The 17,221-nt window shown below is 68.2% G+C and carries 20 protein-coding genes; 12 read left to right on the forward strand and 8 right to left on the reverse strand.

Annotated elements, in window-relative coordinates; genetic code table 11:
- Positions 1-176: 176 nt before the first annotated feature.
- The 3 genes from G1H11_RS15355 to G1H11_RS15365 form a co-directional block, all read right to left on the reverse strand.
- A complete protein-coding gene (locus tag G1H11_RS15355) occupies positions 177-692 on the reverse strand; it encodes a metallophosphoesterase family protein (RefSeq protein WP_163819477.1) in 516 nt (171 codons plus the stop codon).
- A 41-nt stretch (positions 693-733) separates the two neighbouring features.
- Positions 734-1,192, reverse strand: coding sequence for a four-helix bundle copper-binding protein (locus G1H11_RS15360; protein WP_216843791.1), 459 nt, complete (start codon positions 1,190-1,192; stop codon positions 734-736).
- A gap of 199 nt (positions 1,193-1,391) precedes the next feature.
- Positions 1,392-2,492 (reverse strand): phosphotransferase, encoded by a 1,101-nt coding sequence (locus G1H11_RS15365; protein ID WP_163819478.1) that lies wholly within the window; start codon positions 2,490-2,492, stop codon positions 1,392-1,394.
- A gap of 116 nt (positions 2,493-2,608) precedes the next feature.
- Between G1H11_RS15365 and G1H11_RS15370 the strand changes: the two genes are divergently transcribed.
- The 4 genes from G1H11_RS15370 to G1H11_RS15385 all read left to right on the forward strand — a co-directional run bounded on the left by G1H11_RS15370 (position 2,609) and on the right by G1H11_RS15385 (position 6,755).
- On the forward strand, positions 2,609-2,950 hold the full coding sequence (locus tag G1H11_RS15370; RefSeq protein ID WP_163819479.1) for a DUF2200 domain-containing protein: 342 nt from the start codon (positions 2,609-2,611) through the stop codon (positions 2,948-2,950).
- A gap of 222 nt (positions 2,951-3,172) precedes the next feature.
- The gene (locus G1H11_RS15375; RefSeq protein WP_163819480.1) at positions 3,173-3,679 is read left to right on the forward strand and encodes a 2Fe-2S iron-sulfur cluster-binding protein; all 507 of its coding nucleotides are present in this window, start codon (positions 3,173-3,175) and stop codon (positions 3,677-3,679) included.
- Positions 3,676-4,683 (forward strand): FAD binding domain-containing protein, encoded by a 1,008-nt coding sequence (locus G1H11_RS27105; protein WP_163819481.1) that lies wholly within the window; start codon positions 3,676-3,678, stop codon positions 4,681-4,683. Before G1H11_RS15375 ends, G1H11_RS27105 begins: the two co-directional genes overlap by 4 nt.
- A complete protein-coding gene (locus G1H11_RS15385; RefSeq protein ID WP_163819482.1) occupies positions 4,680-6,755 on the forward strand; it encodes a xanthine dehydrogenase family protein molybdopterin-binding subunit in 2,076 nt (691 codons plus the stop codon). The genes G1H11_RS27105 and G1H11_RS15385 overlap by 4 nt, the downstream gene beginning before the upstream one ends.
- Before the next feature lie 10 nt (positions 6,756-6,765).
- Here G1H11_RS15385 and G1H11_RS15390 read toward each other — a convergent pair whose 3' ends face one another.
- On the reverse strand, positions 6,766-8,589 hold the full coding sequence (locus G1H11_RS15390; RefSeq protein WP_163819483.1) for an ABC transporter ATP-binding protein: 1,824 nt from the start codon (positions 8,587-8,589) through the stop codon (positions 6,766-6,768).
- A 127-nt stretch (positions 8,590-8,716) separates the two neighbouring features.
- Between G1H11_RS15390 and G1H11_RS15395 the strand changes: the two genes are divergently transcribed.
- The gene (locus tag G1H11_RS15395; RefSeq protein WP_163819484.1) at positions 8,717-9,298 is read left to right on the forward strand and encodes a TetR family transcriptional regulator; all 582 of its coding nucleotides are present in this window, start codon (positions 8,717-8,719) and stop codon (positions 9,296-9,298) included.
- 112 nt (positions 9,299-9,410) lie between these two features.
- Positions 9,411-10,091, forward strand: coding sequence for a leucine efflux protein LeuE (gene leuE / locus G1H11_RS15400; protein WP_163819485.1), 681 nt, complete (start codon positions 9,411-9,413; stop codon positions 10,089-10,091).
- 107 nt (positions 10,092-10,198) lie between these two features.
- Here the strand turns inward: leuE and G1H11_RS15405 are convergent, their stop codons facing one another.
- On the reverse strand, positions 10,199-10,987 hold the full coding sequence (locus G1H11_RS15405; protein WP_163819486.1) for an MBL fold metallo-hydrolase: 789 nt from the start codon (positions 10,985-10,987) through the stop codon (positions 10,199-10,201).
- Between the two features lie 95 nt (positions 10,988-11,082).
- Entirely contained in the window at positions 11,083-11,883 is an 801-nt protein-coding gene (locus G1H11_RS15410) for a DeoR/GlpR family DNA-binding transcription regulator (RefSeq protein WP_163819487.1), read from the reverse strand.
- 118 nt (positions 11,884-12,001) lie between these two features.
- On the opposite strand from G1H11_RS15410, the gene otnK reads away from it, so the two are divergent.
- The 3 genes from otnK (at position 12,002) to G1H11_RS15425 (ending at position 14,595) form a co-directional block, all read left to right on the forward strand.
- On the forward strand, positions 12,002-13,252 hold the full coding sequence (otnK, locus tag G1H11_RS15415) for a 3-oxo-tetronate kinase (protein WP_163819488.1): 1,251 nt from the start codon (positions 12,002-12,004) through the stop codon (positions 13,250-13,252).
- A 26-nt stretch (positions 13,253-13,278) separates the two neighbouring features.
- The gene (locus G1H11_RS15420; protein WP_163819703.1) at positions 13,279-13,923 is read left to right on the forward strand and encodes a class II aldolase/adducin family protein; all 645 of its coding nucleotides are present in this window, start codon (positions 13,279-13,281) and stop codon (positions 13,921-13,923) included.
- Between the two features lie 69 nt (positions 13,924-13,992).
- Positions 13,993-14,595, forward strand: coding sequence for a DUF998 domain-containing protein (locus G1H11_RS15425; protein ID WP_163819489.1), 603 nt, complete (start codon positions 13,993-13,995; stop codon positions 14,593-14,595).
- Here G1H11_RS15425 and G1H11_RS15430 read toward each other — a convergent pair.
- Both G1H11_RS15430 and G1H11_RS15435 read right to left on the reverse strand, forming a co-directional pair.
- Positions 14,578-15,048, reverse strand: a complete 471-nt coding sequence (locus G1H11_RS15430; RefSeq protein WP_216843796.1) for a DUF3054 domain-containing protein — start codon at positions 15,046-15,048, stop codon at positions 14,578-14,580. The genes G1H11_RS15425 and G1H11_RS15430 overlap by 18 nt on opposite strands.
- A gap of 130 nt (positions 15,049-15,178) precedes the next feature.
- Positions 15,179-15,418, reverse strand: coding sequence for a hypothetical protein (locus tag G1H11_RS15435; RefSeq protein ID WP_163819454.1), 240 nt, complete (start codon positions 15,416-15,418; stop codon positions 15,179-15,181).
- A gap of 265 nt (positions 15,419-15,683) precedes the next feature.
- Between G1H11_RS15435 and G1H11_RS15440 the strand changes: the two genes are divergently transcribed.
- From G1H11_RS15440 to G1H11_RS15450, 3 genes are all read left to right on the forward strand, one after another.
- Positions 15,684-16,079, forward strand: coding sequence for a DUF1801 domain-containing protein (locus tag G1H11_RS15440; protein ID WP_163819490.1), 396 nt, complete (start codon positions 15,684-15,686; stop codon positions 16,077-16,079).
- A 114-nt stretch (positions 16,080-16,193) separates the two neighbouring features.
- Positions 16,194-16,664 carry a DUF4385 domain-containing protein gene (locus tag G1H11_RS15445; RefSeq protein ID WP_163819491.1) on the forward strand — a complete coding sequence of 157 codons (471 nt, stop codon included), beginning with the start codon at positions 16,194-16,196 and terminating at the stop codon, positions 16,662-16,664.
- 71 nt (positions 16,665-16,735) lie between these two features.
- Positions 16,736-17,173: a nitroreductase family deazaflavin-dependent oxidoreductase gene (locus G1H11_RS15450; RefSeq protein ID WP_163819492.1), complete on the forward strand. Its 438-nt coding sequence runs from the start codon at positions 16,736-16,738 to the stop codon at positions 17,171-17,173.
- Positions 17,174-17,221 lie beyond the last annotated feature (48 nt).

The following is a 17,221-nucleotide window of genomic DNA, read 5'->3' on the forward strand; positions in this document are numbered from 1 at the left end:
CCTGATCGTTTTCCGGGTCAAGATCAGATGCGCATCCTGCGCCTCAATGCGCGAGTTGCGCCATCTGATCACATCTCACGATATGGAACGGTGTGGATCAGGTGGCAAAGTGCCGGGCACGACGCCACATGTGTCATCTGATCAGCCCGCGGCTCTGATCACCGTGTACCCAACCATCACGTCGAACGCGGCGGCAACCGGTGCAGGACCACGTCCTCGAGTCGTCCGTCCACGGCGACCGCCGTCAGATAGGTGCAATGCGGCTGCCGCCGCCGGTCTGTGGGTGAGCCCGGGTTCAGCAGCCGCAAACCGGTGGGAGCGATGGTGTCCCAGGGGATGTGGCTGTGCCCGAACACCAGCACGTCGTCGTCGGGAAACATCCGGGCGCAGCGGGCCTCCCGGCCCGTCGCCGCACCGGTCTCATGGATGACAGCCATCCGGATGCCGCCGACGATCGCGCGCGCGACCTCCGGGAGCCGGGCACGGAACTCAGGCCCGTCGTTGTTGCCGTACACGGCAATCAGCCGCCGGGCACGCGTCTCGATCTCGTCCAGCAGTGCGACGTCGACCCAGTCACCGGCGTGCACCACGACGTCGGCCGCCTCGACCGCCTCCCACACTTGAGCAGGCAGCTGGCGGGCGCGCTGCGGCACATGGGTGTCGGCGATGATCGCCAGGCGTTGCGCCTTCATCCTGTGACCATATGCCGCGGCGCTGCCGGCCAGGAAGCTGCTCAGGTCTGGGGTGCCGCCTGGCTCGGGCGGGACGGCGCATCGCCGGAGGGCTCAAGATCCGGCAGCAACTCGATGAGTATGCGCTCGGTCTCGCGGCAGGCCTCCTCGCACACCCGGCAATGGTCATGGGCGTCCCGATGCTCCCCGCACGAGTCGGCGCACGTCTTCGTGACCTGTGCCGCGGCCTTCACCTGGGCATGAGAGACACGAGCGTCGTACGCGGTCTGCCGGGACAGCACGGCGGCCGTGGCCGCACAGATGTCCGCGCAGTCGAGGTTGTCCCGGATGCAGCGCGTCAGCATGGGCAGCGCTTCCGCACCTTCGGAAAGGCAGGCGTCGGCGCACGCGGTACACGCCTGAGCGCACGCGCCGAGAGCGTCGATGGCCCGGGCTAGCTTGCCGCGATCCAGGTTCATCTCCGCTGGGTAGGTATCGAGCATCTGCTGCGTGTAGGTCACGGCAACCCCCTTCATAGAAGGCGATACGCCCGCGCCCTTACCCAGGTACCGACCGGCCACGCGGGCATATTCGGCTTGACCCGGTGCGCACTCCAGTTCGTAGCTTCATGCCCACGACCACTCGGCACAGCGGTGGAAGACTTCGCGTGCCCAGGGCCACAGAACCTTCCATCGCTAACACAATCATCCACCGTTGCTGTCACGGCGCTGAGCTCTCCAGCTCGTCGAGAATCCGGCACAACGCATCCCACGACCACGACGTGTCGGCCGTCTCCTCCGCCGCGTTCCGGAGCAGAGCCACGAACTCGGCGATGTCGGTCAGCACCCAGGCAAGCTGGTACCGGGCGAGCAGCTCGGCCTGCAACGGCCGGCCGGTCCTGACGGCGTAGCGACGCGAGGCCTGCCCACCTGTGCGGGCGTCAGCCAGCCAGAGGTCACGCTCCGGAGGAGCGAGCAGCGCCGTGTCCCAGTCGATCAGCGCCAGGCCACTAGAGGTGCGAATGAGGTTCCCCGGGTGGGGTTCACCGTGCGTGAGGACCATCCGGTGGGACTGTTGACCACTTGCCGCAACCAGCTCGTCGTGCCGCTGGAGGGCGCGGTGGATATCGCCGGCGTGCCGGGCAAGCAGCCGGCGCAGCGGTCCGCCGTAGGGCCCGCGCCACGGTCCGTCGCTACCCGGCTCGCCGTCGCTACCCGGCTCGCCGTTGCCAGCCTCATCGAGCGCCGCGTCGTCGAGTGCCGCGTCGTCGAGCGCCACCTCGAGCCGATCTCGATCCGGCAGGTCGAACGATTCCGTGCTGATGCGCGTGCCGGCTCCAGGAGGTACCGGCACCGCGTGCAGGGAATACAGCATGTCGGTCAGCTCGATGCCGTCGGCCGGGCTGAGCTCGTCGTGGAAATCACCGGAACCACCGGCGACGAACGGGTACAGCGCGAGCGCATAGCCGCCGGTAAGCCTCCGCACAAGTTCGCCGTCCGACGTGCGCAATGGTGCCACGACAAATCCGCGCCCGGCGTCGCGCGCCGTCACGGCCAGACGGAGTGCTGCACTGAGGCGAGCGAACGCAGCGTCAGCTCCGGCGTCAGCACCGGCCTCCACGTCGACGCCGACGCCGGCCTCGTTGCCCGGGAGCGCATCGACCGAGGCGAACCACCGGTTCCCGTCCACGTCTGCCAGAACCCAATGGTGGCTGCCATATCCCACGCTCACGTACGACGCCATGACCGCCGGGATCTTCCACCCTGCGCAGGCTGCCGCAGCGACGTCATGGTCACTGAGCTCAGGCGGACGGCTCTGCACATCCGCGACCCTACGAAGACGTCCCGTCCGGCGCATCCCGATTTCCCGGCCTCATCGACCGACCTGCATGTTGGCCAATCCGACTCTGATCGACGCGGAGCACTATGCTCGGCGGTATGAGCCGGATCTTCACCACGAGCTTCGCGTCGGTGTATCCGCACTACGTGACCAAGGTGGAAAAGAAGGGACGCACGAAGGCCGAGCTGGATCAGGTGATCGAGTGGCTGACCGGTTTCGACGAGTCGGCGTTGGCAGCGCATCTGGCCGCGGGCACCACCTTTGAGGACTTCTTCGCCGACGCACGACTCAATCCGCACGCCTCGTCGATCACTGGCGTGGTGTGCGGAGTGCGCGTCGAAGACATCGATGATCCGTTGATGCAGAAGATTCGCTACCTGGACAAGCTGGTCGACGAACTGGCCCGGGGCAAGGCAATGGTCAAAATCTTGCGGGCGTGACATGTCAGCGGCAGCGCGAAGCCAGACACTGTGATGTGCTTGTCGCCGTTCCGAAACAGACGCAGCGCGAACTGAACACGGGCACCGCCAATGGCGTGGATCAGAGGCACAACACGGAGCACGGCCGCCCGCTGCGTCGTCCAATCGTCGTGTCTAGCGCGGATTGACGAAACCGCTGAGTGGGTACGTGCGCGAGCAGAACGTCCGGAGCCGGAGGTGCCCATGGAAGTCCCGATCACGATACGCGTGGACGGTGCGGAGCGGTCGATGACCATCGATACCCGCACCACCCTGCTCGACGCGATGCGCGACCGGCTGTCCATCATGTCCCCGAAGAAGGGCTGTGACCACGGTCAGTGTGGTTCCTGCACCGTGCTGCTCGACGGCCGGCGGGTGGTCAGCTGCCTGGCACTCGCCGTGGCACACGACGGCGCGGAGATCACCACCGCGGCGGGCCTGGCCGACGGCGCGGAGCTGCACCCCGTACAGCAGGCGTTCGTCGACCGGGACGGCTTCCAGTGCGGCTACTGCACGCCCGGGCAGATCTGCTCTGCCGTCGGCATGCTCGAGGAGGCCAAGGCCGGCCACCCCAGTCACGTCACCGACGACCTCACCGGCCCGATCGATCTGGACGACGCGGAACTTCGCGAGCGGATGAGCGGCAACCTGTGCCGGTGCGGGGCCTACGTCAACATCGTGGCCGCGCTGCGGGAGGGGACGGCGTCGTGATTCCGTTCGATTACCGCCGCGCTCAGGATCCCGCTGACGCCGTCACGGCGGTCGCCGAACGGCCTGGCGCGGCGTTCCTGGCCGGAGGCACCAACCTGGTCGATCACCTCAAGCTCGGCGTCACCGCGCCCGACCTCCTGGTGGACGTCTCGCGCCTCCCGCTCGACGGGGTGGAGAGCCTTCCCGGCGGAGGACTGCGGATTGGCGCCGCCGTACGCAACAGCGACCTGGCCGCACATCCCGTCGTCCGCGAGCGCTATCCGATGCTCTCCCGGGCGCTGCTGTCCGGCGCCTCGGGTCAGCTGCGCAACGCCGCCACGACGGCTGGCAACCTCCTGCAGCGCACCCGGTGTGTGTACTTCCAGGACGTCACCACTCCCTGCAACAAGCGGGATCCGGGATCGGGCTGCTCGGCGATCGGCGGCTATACCCGGTACCACGCCATCCTCGGCGCGTCGGAGCACTGTATCGCCGTGCACCCCTCCGACATGGCCGTGGCGATGCGCGCCCTCGACGCCGACGTGATCGTCCTCTCGCAGGATGGAGAACGACGAGTCCCACTGGCCGATCTTCACCGGCTTCCGGGCGACGCGCCGCACCGGGACACCGTCCTGGACCACGCCGATCTGATCACCGCCGTGGAACTGCCCGCGCTGCCCATGGCGCGCCGGTCCACGTATCGCAAGGTCCGCGACCGCGCGTCGTACGCCTTCGCGCTCGTCTCGGTCGCGGCGGCACTTGAGCTCGACGACGGCATGGTCGGGGACGTCCGGCTGGCGCTCGGCGGCGTCGCGCACAAGCCCTGGAGGGCGAGCACCGCGGAAGAACATCTCCGGGGCGCGCCCGCCACGGTCGAGACGTTCCGCCGTGCGGCCGACGCCGAACTGGCCGCCGCCCAGCCGCAGCCGGGCAACGAGTTCAAGGTGCGCATGGCGCGCAACACGATCGTCGCGGTGCTCCGGGAACTCGCCGGAGCCCACGGTATGGGTGGTGAGCATCGATGACGCTGCAGGCCAACGCCATGGGTACGCCTACCCGGCGGCTCGACGGCGCACCGAAGGTGACCGGGACCGCCCCCTACGCCTACGAGCAGCCGGTGAAGAATCCGGTCTACGTGCACGCGGTCCAATCCGGCGTGGCCCGCGGCACGATTCGCTCGATCGAGACCGTCGCGGCGGAGGCGGTGGACGGCGTCGTCGCCGTGCTGACGCACCGGAACGCGACCCGCCTGGCGGATGTCGGCGACGACGAGCTGGCCGTCCTCCAGTCGGACTCCGTGGCTTTCCGCGGCCAGCTGATCGCCGCCGTGCTGGCCGAGACGCCGGAGGCGGCCCGGCATGCGGCGCGCCTGATCCAGGTGACGTACGACGACGAGCCGGCCGACACCGAACTGCGCGCCGACCGGGAAGATCTGCATGCGCCCGAGGGCGAGGACCCGCCGGACGACCGCTCCCGCGACGAATTCGCCGCCGCGTTCTCCAGCGCCGACGTCCGGGTCGATCAGACCTACACGACGCCGATGCTGCACAACAATCCGATGGAACCGCATACCACGGTCGCCGTCTGGGATGAGGAGTCCGAGGTCCGGCTTACCATGTTCGACTCCACGCAGGGTGTGCACGTGGTGCGCTCGACGCTCGCTCCCCTGTTCGGGCTGCGGCCGGAACAGATGCGCGTCGTCGCGCCCCACGTGGGCGGCGGGTTCGGCTCGAAGGGGATGCCACACGCGCACAACGTGCTGGCCGGTCTCGCCGCCAGGGCGGTCCCTGGCCGGCCGGTGAAGTACGCGGTGCCGCGGCAGCAGATGTACGCGCTCACCGGCCACCGCTCCCCCACCATCCAGCGGATCCGCCTGGGCGCGGAGCGGGACGGCCGGCTCGCGGCCATCTCGCACGATTCGGTGGAGCACTCGTCCACGGTCAAGGAGTTCGCCGAGGAGTGCGGCAAGCCCACCCGGTCGCTGTACGCGGGCGCGCACCGCCTGATCACCCAGCGCCTGGCGACCCTCGACGTTCCCGTCCCCTCGTGGATGCGCGCGCCGGGTGAATGCCCAGGCGCCTTCGCGCTCGAGGTGGCGATGGACGAACTCGCCGAGGCGTGCGGCGTCGACCCGATCGATCTGCGCATCGTCAACGACCCCGAGCTGGATCCGAAGACCGGGCACCCGTGGTCCAGCCGCCGTCTGGTGGAGTGCCTGCAAGAGGGTGCCGAGCGCTTCGGCTGGGCGGCTCGTGACCCCGAGCCCGGCCGGCGGCAGACGGGCGGCACGCTGGTGGGCATGGGGGTCGCCGCTTCGACCTACCCGTGCTTCCGCTCGCCGGGTTCGGTGGCCCGTATCGAGGTCACGGACGACGGCCGCTACAGCGTGCGGATCGGCGCGGTGGACATCGGCACCGGCGCGTGGACGGCTCTGACCCAGATCGCCGCCGACGCGCTCGGATGTGACATGGAGCTGGTGAAACTGGAGATCGGCGACACCGACCTGCCGCACGCCACCGTGGCCGGCGGCTCGTCCGGCCTCACGTCCTGGGGGTCTGCCATCGTGGAGGCCGCCCGCATACTCCGCCACGAGCACGGAGCGTCGCCACGTGTCGGCACCACAGTCGAGGCCGAGACACCGGACAAGCCCCGCGGTGTCGCCGTGCACTCTTTCGGGGCACAGTTCGCCGAGGTGCACGTGGACCCGGACACCGGCGAAATCCGGGTTCCGCGGATGCTCGGCGTGTTCGCGGTGGGTCGCGTCATCAACGCCGCCACCGCGCGATCACAGCTGATCGGCGGGATGACCATGGGGCTGTCGATGGCGCTGCACGAGGTGGGCGTCATGGATCACCGCACCGGACACGTCGTCAACCATGACCTGGCCGAATACCACATCGTCACCAACGCCGACGTCGGCGATGTCGAGGCCACCTGGCTCGACGACGTCGACCCCCAAGCCAACCCCATGGGGTCGAAGGGCATCGGCGAGATCGGCATCGTCGGCGCGCCGGCCGCCGTCGCCAACGCCGTCTACAACGCCACCGGCGTTCGCGTGCGCGACCTGCCGATCACCGCGGACCTCCTGTTGAGGTAGTTCCCGGCCATCAGGCGCCGGCGCGTTCCAGCGGCTGATCCCCGGCTTCCTCGGTGGCGATCCGCAGCGCTGCCACCAGCTCCCGGTAAAGGTCGTCGGTGCGCAGCAACTCGTCGTGAGTGCCGACGGCTCGAACCCGGCCGCCGTCGAGGACGACGATCTGGTCGGCGTCCATGACCGTGGAAAGCCGGTGGGCGATGGTCACGACGGCGCCGCGTTCGGCCTGCCGGCGAATGCCCTCGGCGACGGCGGCCTCCGTGCGGCCGTCGAGCTGCGCCGTGACCTCGTCGAGGAGGAGCAGTTCGGGATCGGCGACGAGCGCACGGGCGAGAGCGAGCCGTTGCCGTTCCCCGCCGGAGAGCGTGGCGCCGGTGATCTCGGTCTGCAGACCAGCAGGAAGCGCCCGCACGCGCTCGTCCATGCGGACGACGGCGAGCGCCCGCCAGAGGTCGTCGTCGGCGGCGTCGGGCGAGGCATATGTGAGGTTCTCGGCCACGGTGCCGGGCACGAGGGGCGTGTCCTGTTCCACGTAGGCGATGCGACCGCGCAGATCACCCAATGTCCACTCGTCGAGCGGGCGCCCGTCGAGGCGGATCTCGCCGTGCTCGGGACGATGAAACTTCAGCAGCAGAGAGAAGATGGTGGTCTTGCCCGCTCCGGAGGGGCCGACTATGGCCGTGTGCCCGTGCCGGGGAATGGTGACCGACACTCCGTCGAGCGCAGGTTCGGCGTCCGGCGCATATCTGAAGCGGACGTCGTCGAGCACCAGTGTCTCGGTAGCGTCTGCGCCGGTCCGGGCGTCCAGCGGACGGCTTGTGACGTCGTCGGCTTCCAGCCCCATCCCGTTGATCTCGGCGATGCGCGCCGCGGCCGCCAGCCCGGACTGAATAGCCGTCATGCTCATGGTCAGCAGCATGACCGGCATCATGAGCTGGAAGGTGTAGAGCAGGAAGGCGATGAGGGCGCTCACCTCCAGTGCGCCCGTGGACACCCGCCAGGCACCGAAACCGAGCACCAGCATGATGGCGAGGTTGATTCCGCCGCCCGTGATGGTCCACGCCACTGCCTCGATCTTCACGGCGCGGATGCCCTTCAGCGAGGACCGCCGGGCGAAGTCGCTGATCCGTTGCGTCTCGCGCTCCTCGGCGCGGCTCGCTTTCACGGTGCGCAGTGCCCGGAGGATGCCTTCCAGCCGGCCACCCATCGACCCGACCTCGGCCTGGGCCTCCTGCTGTGCCTTGGCCAGGCTCGGCATGAGAAGTGCTGCCGCCACGCCGACGATCACGATGACGACGACAGTGGCCACCAGCAGCGGCAGATCGAGCACCGCCATGAGCACCAGTGCGCCCACCAAGCCGACGACACCGTTCACCCCGTTGACGATGCTGGATGTCGTGGCCTCGCGGATCAGCAGGGTGTCCGACGTGACCCGGGCGACCATCTCCCCGCTCGGGCGGCTGGCCAGTTCCGGGATCCGCGCCCCGAGGAGGTGTCTGATCATCCCCGTGCGCGTGGCCAGGATGATCCGCTCCGCCAGCGTGCCCAGCATGATCGCCTGGATCAGCCCGACAACCGTTCCGGCCACCAGCAAGACGGCCAGCACCGTGACCGGCCCTCGAAGGGAGGCGGAGACGGCCAGGCCGTCGAGCACCGACTTCGTGACCATGGGGGTGGCCAGTTCGGCACCGGTGCCCAGGAGCCCAAGGAACACACCGAGAAAGAGCATCGAGCGGTGCGGGCGGGCGTAGGACCAGAGCAGCGCGATCTTGGATCGCATCGGCAGGTCGGGGGTCTCGCCGGCATCCGGCGTACTGGCGGGAATGGCGTAGGACATGGCTGCTCTCTTCGGACTGATGCGACGATCCACGCATGCAACGTGTGATTGGCATAGTGACGCATTGCTGTCTCATTCTCAACCTTAGACGTCTTATACTGCGTCATCCCTGGTAGACTCACGTGCCGTGACGCCGGAACCGCAGGACACTCCCGAGACAGGCGTGCGACAGCGAACCCGCCGAGCCATCGTCGACGCCGCCATTGGCGTCTGGGCCCGCGAGTTCAACGCGTCTCTGAGCGACATCGCCGAGCGCGCCAATGTCAGCAGGAGCACCCTGCACCGCTACTTTCCCGACAGAAAGACACTGGTCGACGCCGCCCTGCGGGCATCCGTGGAGATCCTGACCGAGGAGTCGGAGAAGGCGACCGCTGGCTGCGAGACGGCCGCCGAGGAACTTGAAGCCCTCATGCGCGCCATGATCGATGTCGGTGACGCGATCATCTTCCTGTTCGCGGATCCGGACCGCTTCTCCGACAGTTCACATTGGCGCGAGGATGAGGACGAGGAACTGCCCGTTCTCATACAGCGCGCGCAGGCCGACGGTGCCTTGCGAGCCGACGTCGATCCCTCGTGGATTGTCGGCATCTTCTATTCGATCATCTACGTGGCGGCAGAGTCGATCAACACCGGGCATATGGCCCGCCACCGAGCCGGCGACGTCGCGGTGCAGACGTTCCTGCACGGCCTGGCCGGCACCGGCAACTGACCACGCTCCACCGGCCGGCGCCGTGCGCCGGTGGCCGTGGCCGGCACCTCGTGGGTCGCCCGGTACGAAACTCGTTTCGCCTGGGCAGCCACGGTGTGGCACTCTGCTGATTATGCTCGGCATCACCGATCTGTCCACCTACCTGGTGGGGCTTGCGCTCGTCATCCTCATGCCCGGACCCAACTCGCTCTATGTGCTGTCCGTGGCGGCTCGCCGTGGAACCCGTCCCGGCTATCAGGCCGCGGGCGGTGTGTTCTGCGGCGACACCGTCCTGATGGTGCTCTCCGCCGCCGGTGTGGCGTCGTTGCTGCAAGCCAGCGCGGCGGCGTTCTCCGTCGTGAAGTTCCTCGGCGCCGGGTACCTGACCTGGCTGGCCATCGGGATGCTGCGTGGCGCCTGGTCGGTGTGGCGTCGCCCCTCGGTGCCCGCGCGCGGCTCGGTCGCCGAGGCCTCCGTCGTCACTGCCGGCGACGCGTCCGCTCGCCCTGCAGAGCGTCCCTACCGCCGCGCGCTGGTGGCGAGCCTCCTCAACCCGAAGGCCATCCTGTTCTTCGTGGCGTTCTTCGTGCAGTTCGTCGACCCCACGTACCCCTACCCGGCCTTGTCTTTCCTCGTCCTGGGCGCCTGGGTGCAGCTTTTCAGCCTCACGTACCTGAGCATCCTGATCTTCAGCGGCGCGCGGCTCGCCTCGGCATTCCGCCGGCGACGACGCCTCCAGGCCGGTTCCCTGGCCACCGCGGGCGGCGCGTTCCTCGGCTTCGCGATCAAACTCTCGCTGGCCACCGCATCCTGACCCGACGTAACCCATGCCATGGGTTAGGGTCGTTGAATTCGGATATTTCGGGCGCTGCAGCGACCCTAACCCATGCGAAGGGCTCAGCTGTCGCTCAGCGGTATGAATCACCCTTCGGCAGCGAGCGCAACGTTGGCGGCGTGTTCCTGAAGCAGCCAGCCCTCTGCGCCCACGAGCCGCTGGTCCTCGACAGGCTGCCCCTCCCGAACAGCTGCGATGTACCGGCGATCCGCTGCAATCCGGCGCCCCAGCTCAACCTGGTCGCCCACCGCACCATGGCCGGGGATCACGAGGTCGGCCCGCCCGGAGTCGAGGAGCTCCGCGAAGACGTCCAGTGCGGCGTCGTAATCGTCGAGCGGACGCTCGCCCATACGGTCAGGCAACGGGATCTCTGTATCGGAGAGCATGTCTCCGGCAATGAGCACGTTTGCATCAGAGACAAGCAGGGCGGCATGGCCCGGGGCATGTGCCCGATGCTCGATGACCTCCACCTTCGGCCCTGCCCACGCGATCGTGGTCGCACCCTCCTCGAGTGCCGTAACCCTCGCCATGGCGCTGACGTCCACCCCGGGGACAGAGTTCTGTGCGTGCATGACATTGCCCGCCTGATGCTCGACGGCGGTTCTGGCGCCGAGCGCCGTCGCGTAGCGGGGTGCGTCACCCAGCGAATCTCGCCACAGCATATGGTCCCAATGCGGGTGGGTGGAGAAGCCCACCGTGACGCGACGGCCCATCGTCGCGATCTCCGCCGCGACGACGTCGATCTCATCGGCCGTGACCGCAGGATCCACGATCAGGCATCCACCGTCGCTGCCGAGTACGACGGTGGTGGTCGTGGTGCAGAACGAGTGCGTCGCCACGAGAACGCCGCCGGCCACCGGAACGAGGGCTCCCATGCGACGCGATCCTACAGATCGAGTCACGCCGGCCCAGCCACGCTTCGCATGGGTTACGGTCGCTGAATTCGGATATTTCCGGCGTCCCAGCGACCCTAACCCATGCCAAGGTTTGGAGTGGGGGCGAGCACGAGGTCGACGCCGCGGTCGCGGAGGCCGTGTACGGCAGTGATCGGGAGACCGTCGTCGGTGATCACCCTGGCGAAATCCTCCAGCCAGGCGACCCGGTACAGGCTGAACGTGCCGTACTTCGAGCTCCCAGCAACGAGTACCGACGTCGAAGCGACGGACATGGCCGCTTGCTTGACCGCCACCTTGTCCTCCGAGGGAGTGGTGACACCTCGGGCCAGGTCCCAGGAGCTCGCGCTGACGAACGACACGTCGATACTCACCGCCCGCAAGGTGGCCGCGGCGAGCCGCCCGACGGCGGACCGGTTGCGGTGTTCCACCCGGCCGCCCACGTGGATCAGGTCCACGTCGGTGCCGACCAGCGCGTCGAGCGTGGTGAAGTCGTTGGTCAGCACGGTCAGGCCACGGAACGCCCGCAATAGCGGCGCCACATGGTGCAGCGTGGTGCCGGCGTCGAGGTAGATAGTCATGTCGTCGCGGATCATCTCCGCAACGCAATTGGCCATTGCGGCTTTGTGGGCGCGCTCGGTCACCGATTTGTCGGCACGGCTCGGCTCGGTGCGCACACTGGCAATGCGCGCCCCGCCCGGAACGGAGAACACCCGGCCCTCGCGTTCCAGCGCCGCGATGTCTCGTCGTACCGTCATGTGGGACACGCCGAGCAGCTCGGTCAGCTGATGCACGCTCAGGACGGTCTGCTGCCGGAGCATCGCGACCAGCTGTTCACGCCGCTGGTCGGGGATCAGCGGCGGCTGGGTGGTGGACATCGGTCACCTTCTCGCATCCAAACGCCGAGCGCCCTGGCCCGGCCTGCGCCCTGATCAGACGCTATGCTCTGCTCACACCACCGTCAAGTTTCTTCACATCGATTCACACGAGGTGTCTATGACGCTCGGCGCAGTCGCCGACGACCTGACCGGCGCGATCGATCTCGCCACCAACCTCGCGGGGCGGGGCTTTCGAACCGTCGTCGCCATCGGTGTTCCCGCCGACGAGCCCGAGCCCGGCACCGACGCCATCGTCGCCGCGCTGAAGACCCGCTCCGTCGCCGCCGACGACGCGGTGGCCGAAAGCCTGAACGCCGTCGACGCACTGGCCCGGTTGGGCTGCCGGCGCTACTACGTCAAGTATTGCTCCACGTTCGACTCCACTGCGGAGGGAAACATCGGCCCGGTGAGCGAGGCGATCTGTGACCGGCTGGGAGTGGACTCGGCCGTCGTCGTGCCGTCCTTCCCGGCCGCCGGCCGTACGGTCTACCAGGGCAGACTCTTCGTGCACGACAAATTGCTGCACGAGAGCCACATGAAAGACCACCCGCTGAATCCGATGCGGGAGTCCGACGTCGTCAGCCTGCTCCGGCCGCAGACCAGGCATCCCGTGGGCGCGGTGCGGTACGAGCAGGTGCACGCCGGGCCGGACCGGATCCGCGCGGCACTCGACGCCGAGACCGCTGGCGGCGCCCGCCTGGTGGTGGTCGACGCCGTCACCAACGAGGACCTCGTCGCCATCGCGGCGGCCACCGAGAAGGACGCCGTCGTGACCGGCGGGTCAGGACTGGCCGCGGGCTTCATCGGACCACGCGCGGATGATCCTGACAGTGTCCGCTCCGGTGGCCGGGCCGCACCCCCACGCGCCGTGATCGTGGGCAGTGTCTCCGCCGCCAGCCAGGGCCAGGTCGAGCACGCCCGCGCGCATCTGCCGTTCCGCGAGCTTGACGTCACCGCCGCCAGGGATGATCTCGGCCGGCACGTGGAAGCCCTTGGTCAATGGGCGCAGAAGCAGTGGAACGACGAGCCGGAGCGGCCCGTCCTCATCTCCTCCGGCCAGGTGCGGGGCCACGATCCTGAACTGAGCCGCGTCGTCGAGCACGCCAACGCGGCGCTCGCCGTCGAGCTGGCTCGACGCGGCGCCCGGCAGTTCGTCATCGGCGGCGGCGAGACATCCGGGGCCGTCATCAACGCTCTGGGCATCCGTCAGCTCACGATCGGCCGGGAGCTGGCGCCGGGGGTCGCGTGGGCCTCCGGTACCGCGCCTCGAGGCGGCCCGCCCGGCGAGGTCACGTACGACGTCATCCTCAAGTCCGGCAACTTCGGTGCGCCGGATCTGTTCACCGCGGCGTGGAAGGAACTCGCGTGACGCTCCCCTCCCCTGGCCACACCGAGATGGCTCACACGCCGGCGCCGGAGGCCATCGCCACCGCCGGCCGTCAGCTCGCGGAGTTGGGCCTGAGCCGTGGGTCCGCCGGCAACATCAGCGTGCGCGAGGGGGAGACGATCTACATGTCCCCCACCGGAGCTGTACTGGGAGACCTCGATCCGGGCGACCTCGCCGTGCTCGACGTCGACGGTGCTCACCGTGCCGGTCCGCGGCCGTCCAAGGAGTATCCGCTGCACCGCGCGCTGTACCGGCGTGATCCGGAGATACGCGCCGTCGTGCATCTGCATTCCCGCGACGCCGCCGCGGTCTCGTGCCTGCCGCCGTGGTCGCCCAGAAGCGCGATCCCGCCGATCACGCCGTACTTCGTCATGCGTGTCGGGCAGACTCCCCTCATTCCCTACGCTCCGCCCGGCGATGCGCGGCAGGCCGACGACATCGAAGCCCTTGACTTCCCGTTCCGGGCGGTACTGCTGCAGAACCACGGTCCCGTGACGGCGGGAACGACGATGGCCGGTGCGGTCGACGCGGCGATCGAACTGGAAGAGGCCAGCGCGATTCTGCTCAGCATCGGGGACCGCCGCCCTGTGCTGCTGCCTGCCGAGGCGGTCGACGAGCTGACTCGGGCATACGGGTCCCCCTGGTCGCGCTGAGTCGCGCTGACTCGCGTGCCAGCGGCCTGAGAGAATGCCCGGACGCCCAAATCCGAGGAGACGCCACCGGTGACTACGGTACTGCTGGCGTGCGGGGCCGCCGGTGCGGCGCTGTTCGTCGTGACCTTCCTGGTTGACGGTGCGACGCGTCCCGGCTACCGGCCTGTATACCACCCGGTCAGCGCCCTCGCGCTCGGATCCCGCGGATGGGTCCAAACGGCGAACTTCGTGGTGTCGGGCCTGCTCATCACCGCTGGGGCCGTGGGCACGTGGGACGCCACCCGCTCGTGGCTCGGCCCGCTGGCGCTCGCTGTCTTCTCCGTCTCGCTGATCGCGTCCGGGGTGTTTCGTATGGACCCGATGCGCGGCTACCCAGCCGGGACGCCAATGGGCACACCCGAGGACACCAGCCGACCACACGCACTGCACGACGCGTTCGGTGCCGCCGTCTTCACCGCCCTTCCGGCTGCGGCCCTCGTGTTCGCTTTTGCCCTACCCGGCCCGGGATGGACGATCTACTCCCTGGCCACCGGCATCGCCTGCCTTGTCCTGCTGTTCGCCTTCAGCGCCGCCTGGGAACGCGACGAGCCGCGTACGGGGCTGATCCAGCGCGCCACCATCATCGTGGGCTGGAGCTGGGTGGCGCTGCTCTGCCTACACCTGTCCGGCTGACCCGGCGGACTGCAGGTAGAAGGCGATCGCCCGCCAGCCCACGAGTAACAACGCCAAGGTGGCTGCCGCGACGACGACGAACGCCGGGTCGGTGCCCTGACCTGACACGGCGCGCAACAGCATCCCGCCGACCACCGAGGCAAGCCAGATGCCGACGCCGGAGCGCAGAGGGCGCAGCGGACTGGTCCACGCTCGCGTGATGAGCCAGCCGACGGCAGCGCCGGCCAGGAAAGGCCAGGCAGTCGTCGCCAGTCCGAGCCCGTAATCCCCCAGCACCCCTCGCTCGTGAGTGCGCCGTCCGAGCGCCGCGAAGGCACCGATCAGCGCGGCATCGGCGACGACAGCGACAATCACCGCGCGCGGGTCCCACATGCGCGTGGCGTCGGACGAAGGCTCTCGCGGCGGGCGCGATTCCGGCGTCCGGCCTCCGCGGGCCCGGTACTCGCTACTCATCTCGATCTCCTTGCGCGCTACATCGGTGACCGCTCCCGAGAGGGAACAGACATTGTCCAGGCTATTGGTCCGATGATGTCGGTTCGCCTACCCCGGAGCCGGCGTGGGCGGATCCTCGGCGCGAAGCGCCTCACGGATGCCTCTTGCCGGCATAGTCGTAGTAGACCGTCATGCCCAACCACTCGCCGTGCTCGTTCCAATCCGTGTGAAGAACGGCGTCCAGGACTATGAGCGATTTCCTTTTCGGCAACGTGTCGACGGAATCCGCGACTCGGCGCAGCAACGTGGCCAAGTCGTTCTGCCCTTTTCCGGCCGGCAGGCTCTGTGAGAAGTGGAGACACCGGTACTCTCCGACGGGCTTCTTCGGCATCTTCAGTCTCCTTGACCGTGCGCGGTACCGCTCGACGTGATGTCCAGTGTCCAGCGTGAGACGTCCTATGTCACCGTCACGCGAGACACTGGATTGGTGATCGAAAGTCTTACTATCGCGTGGCCGGGACGTTGCCGATTGAACGTGGCACAAGCACGACGACGGTGATGTGATCGGCGGCGTCCCTCAGGAACACGGCAGGCACATGGGGCCCTTGCCTCGGCACGCGCCCAAACAGCCGGGTCCGGAGTTATGGTGGGTCACCATGTCCTATGTTGCCGACCCGCGGGTCGACGCCTACATCCATGCCCTGCCGGAATGGCAGCAAGACATCTGCCGTGAAGTGCGCGAACTGGTCCACTCGGCGGACCCTGAGGTCGCCGAGACCATCAAACGGACCGTCCAGCCGTATTTCGTGCTGCAGGGCAATATCTGCGCCCTTCTGGCAGCCAAGAATCACGTCAACATCTTTCTGTATGACGGCGCCATCGTCCCCGATCCCGAGGGCATCATCACCGGTGGCCACGACAACAAGACTGCCCGCACCGTGGCCGTCAGGCGAGGCGAGACGATTAACGCACCCGCCTTGTTGGCGATGTTCCGCCAGATCATCGCCAACAACCGCGCCGGAGGCTGGCGCGCGCTGAAACGGCAGGGATAGGAATGTCTCGGCACAACGGACGAATGTCCGCCTAGTCTCCCGTCATCCAGGTCAAGGAACGTGGTTTACGGGACACTAGATCACGAACGCACAGCATGGGTACCGTTGTCGAGGATGAACGGCAGCTCGGCAGATTATCGTGCGCATCCGGAGCGCTACCGGGTGGGCCGCGGTGAACAGGGCGTGCTCACCGTAGAGCCCTACAAGAGCGAACTGTTGCCCTTGTGGCAGTTCGCCACCGTCGAGAAGGCGCGCACCAGCAGCGACGCCCTGTACGCACGGTTCGAGCAGTACCTTGCCGACGGTGACTTCGTCGGCGCCGACATGGCCCGCAAATACCTGCAGATGGGCTATACCCGCGCCCGCCGCTATGCGCGGCACCCGGGGGGACGCAAGTACGACGGCCCCGTGCCCCCGGACAAGAAGGGACACAGTGGTGCGCACGGCCGCGCGGAACTGCCCCTCGGCCCCGAGGACGAGGTGAAAGCCGAATCCGCGCGGATCTTCGAACGACGCTGGAAGCAGGCCGAGGCGAACCCAACCTACACCCGGTGGAAGGCCGAGCACCGCAGCCGCTGGGGGTGACCACTCCGACGAGCCGAGCCCCCGTCTCACGCCGCGGGAACAAGCGCGGCACTCGCGCGGGTTGGACGACTATGCCATTGAGTGGAGACTACGAGCCCAGTACCTCGGACTGGGCCCGCAAGCAGGCCGAGTTGTACGAGCGCACGGGAGGTGCGCAGGGTGGAACCCTGCAGGGGCGGCCGGTCATCGTGCTTACGTCGGTCGGGGCCAAGACCGGCAGGCTGCGCAAGACTGCCCTGATGCGGGTGGAGCACGAGGGCGAGTATGCCGTCGTCGCGTCGCTGGGCGGAGCACCCAAGCACCCCGTCTGGTATCACAATCTCGTCGCCAACCCGCACGTCGAACTCCAGGACGGCCCCAACCGCCGGGACTACATAGCCCGCGAGGTGACCGGTGACGAGCGGAACGCCTGGTGGGAGCGCGCCGTCGAGGTCTGGCCCGACTACGCCGCATACCAGGAGAAGACCAGCCGGGTGATTCCCGTCTTCTTCCTCACCCCCACGGACTGACCACCAGCGGCCGGGAGCTACGCCACTCCCGGCCGATCGAATTGATAC

The sequence above is a fragment of the Phytoactinopolyspora alkaliphila genome (assembly GCF_010550695.1).
Classification (GTDB): Bacteria; Actinomycetota; Actinomycetes; order Jiangellales; family Jiangellaceae; genus Phytoactinopolyspora; species Phytoactinopolyspora alkaliphila.

Bases quoted from the DNA above. Each gene is read 5' to 3' on its own strand.
- G1H11_RS15355 (WP_163819477.1), bottom strand. From the start codon at position 692: ATGAAGGCGCAACGCCTGGCGATCATCGCCGACACCCATGTGCCGCAG.
- G1H11_RS15370 (WP_163819479.1), top strand. From the start codon at position 2,609: ATGAGCCGGATCTTCACCACGAGCTTCGCGTCGGTGTATCCGCACTAC.
- G1H11_RS15375 (WP_163819480.1), top strand. From the start codon at position 3,173: ATGGAAGTCCCGATCACGATACGCGTGGACGGTGCGGAGCGGTCGATG.
- G1H11_RS15385 (WP_163819482.1), top strand. From the start codon at position 4,680: ATGACGCTGCAGGCCAACGCCATGGGTACGCCTACCCGGCGGCTCGAC.
- G1H11_RS15390 (WP_163819483.1), bottom strand. From the start codon at position 8,589: ATGTCCTACGCCATTCCCGCCAGTACGCCGGATGCCGGCGAGACCCCC.
- leuE (WP_163819485.1), top strand. From the start codon at position 9,411: ATGCTCGGCATCACCGATCTGTCCACCTACCTGGTGGGGCTTGCGCTC.
- G1H11_RS15405 (WP_163819486.1), bottom strand. From the start codon at position 10,987: ATGGGAGCCCTCGTTCCGGTGGCCGGCGGCGTTCTCGTGGCGACGCAC.
- G1H11_RS15410 (WP_163819487.1), bottom strand. From the start codon at position 11,883: ATGTCCACCACCCAGCCGCCGCTGATCCCCGACCAGCGGCGTGAACAG.
- otnK (WP_163819488.1), top strand. From the start codon at position 12,002: ATGACGCTCGGCGCAGTCGCCGACGACCTGACCGGCGCGATCGATCTC.
- G1H11_RS15420 (WP_163819703.1), top strand. From the start codon at position 13,279: ATGGCTCACACGCCGGCGCCGGAGGCCATCGCCACCGCCGGCCGTCAG.
- G1H11_RS15430 (WP_216843796.1), bottom strand. From the start codon at position 15,048: ATGAGTAGCGAGTACCGGGCCCGCGGAGGCCGGACGCCGGAATCGCGC.
- G1H11_RS15435 (WP_163819454.1), bottom strand. From the start codon at position 15,418: ATGCCGAAGAAGCCCGTCGGAGAGTACCGGTGTCTCCACTTCTCACAG.
- G1H11_RS15440 (WP_163819490.1), top strand. From the start codon at position 15,684: ATGTCCTATGTTGCCGACCCGCGGGTCGACGCCTACATCCATGCCCTG.
- G1H11_RS15445 (WP_163819491.1), top strand. From the start codon at position 16,194: ATGAACGGCAGCTCGGCAGATTATCGTGCGCATCCGGAGCGCTACCGG.
- G1H11_RS15450 (WP_163819492.1), top strand. From the start codon at position 16,736: ATGCCATTGAGTGGAGACTACGAGCCCAGTACCTCGGACTGGGCCCGC.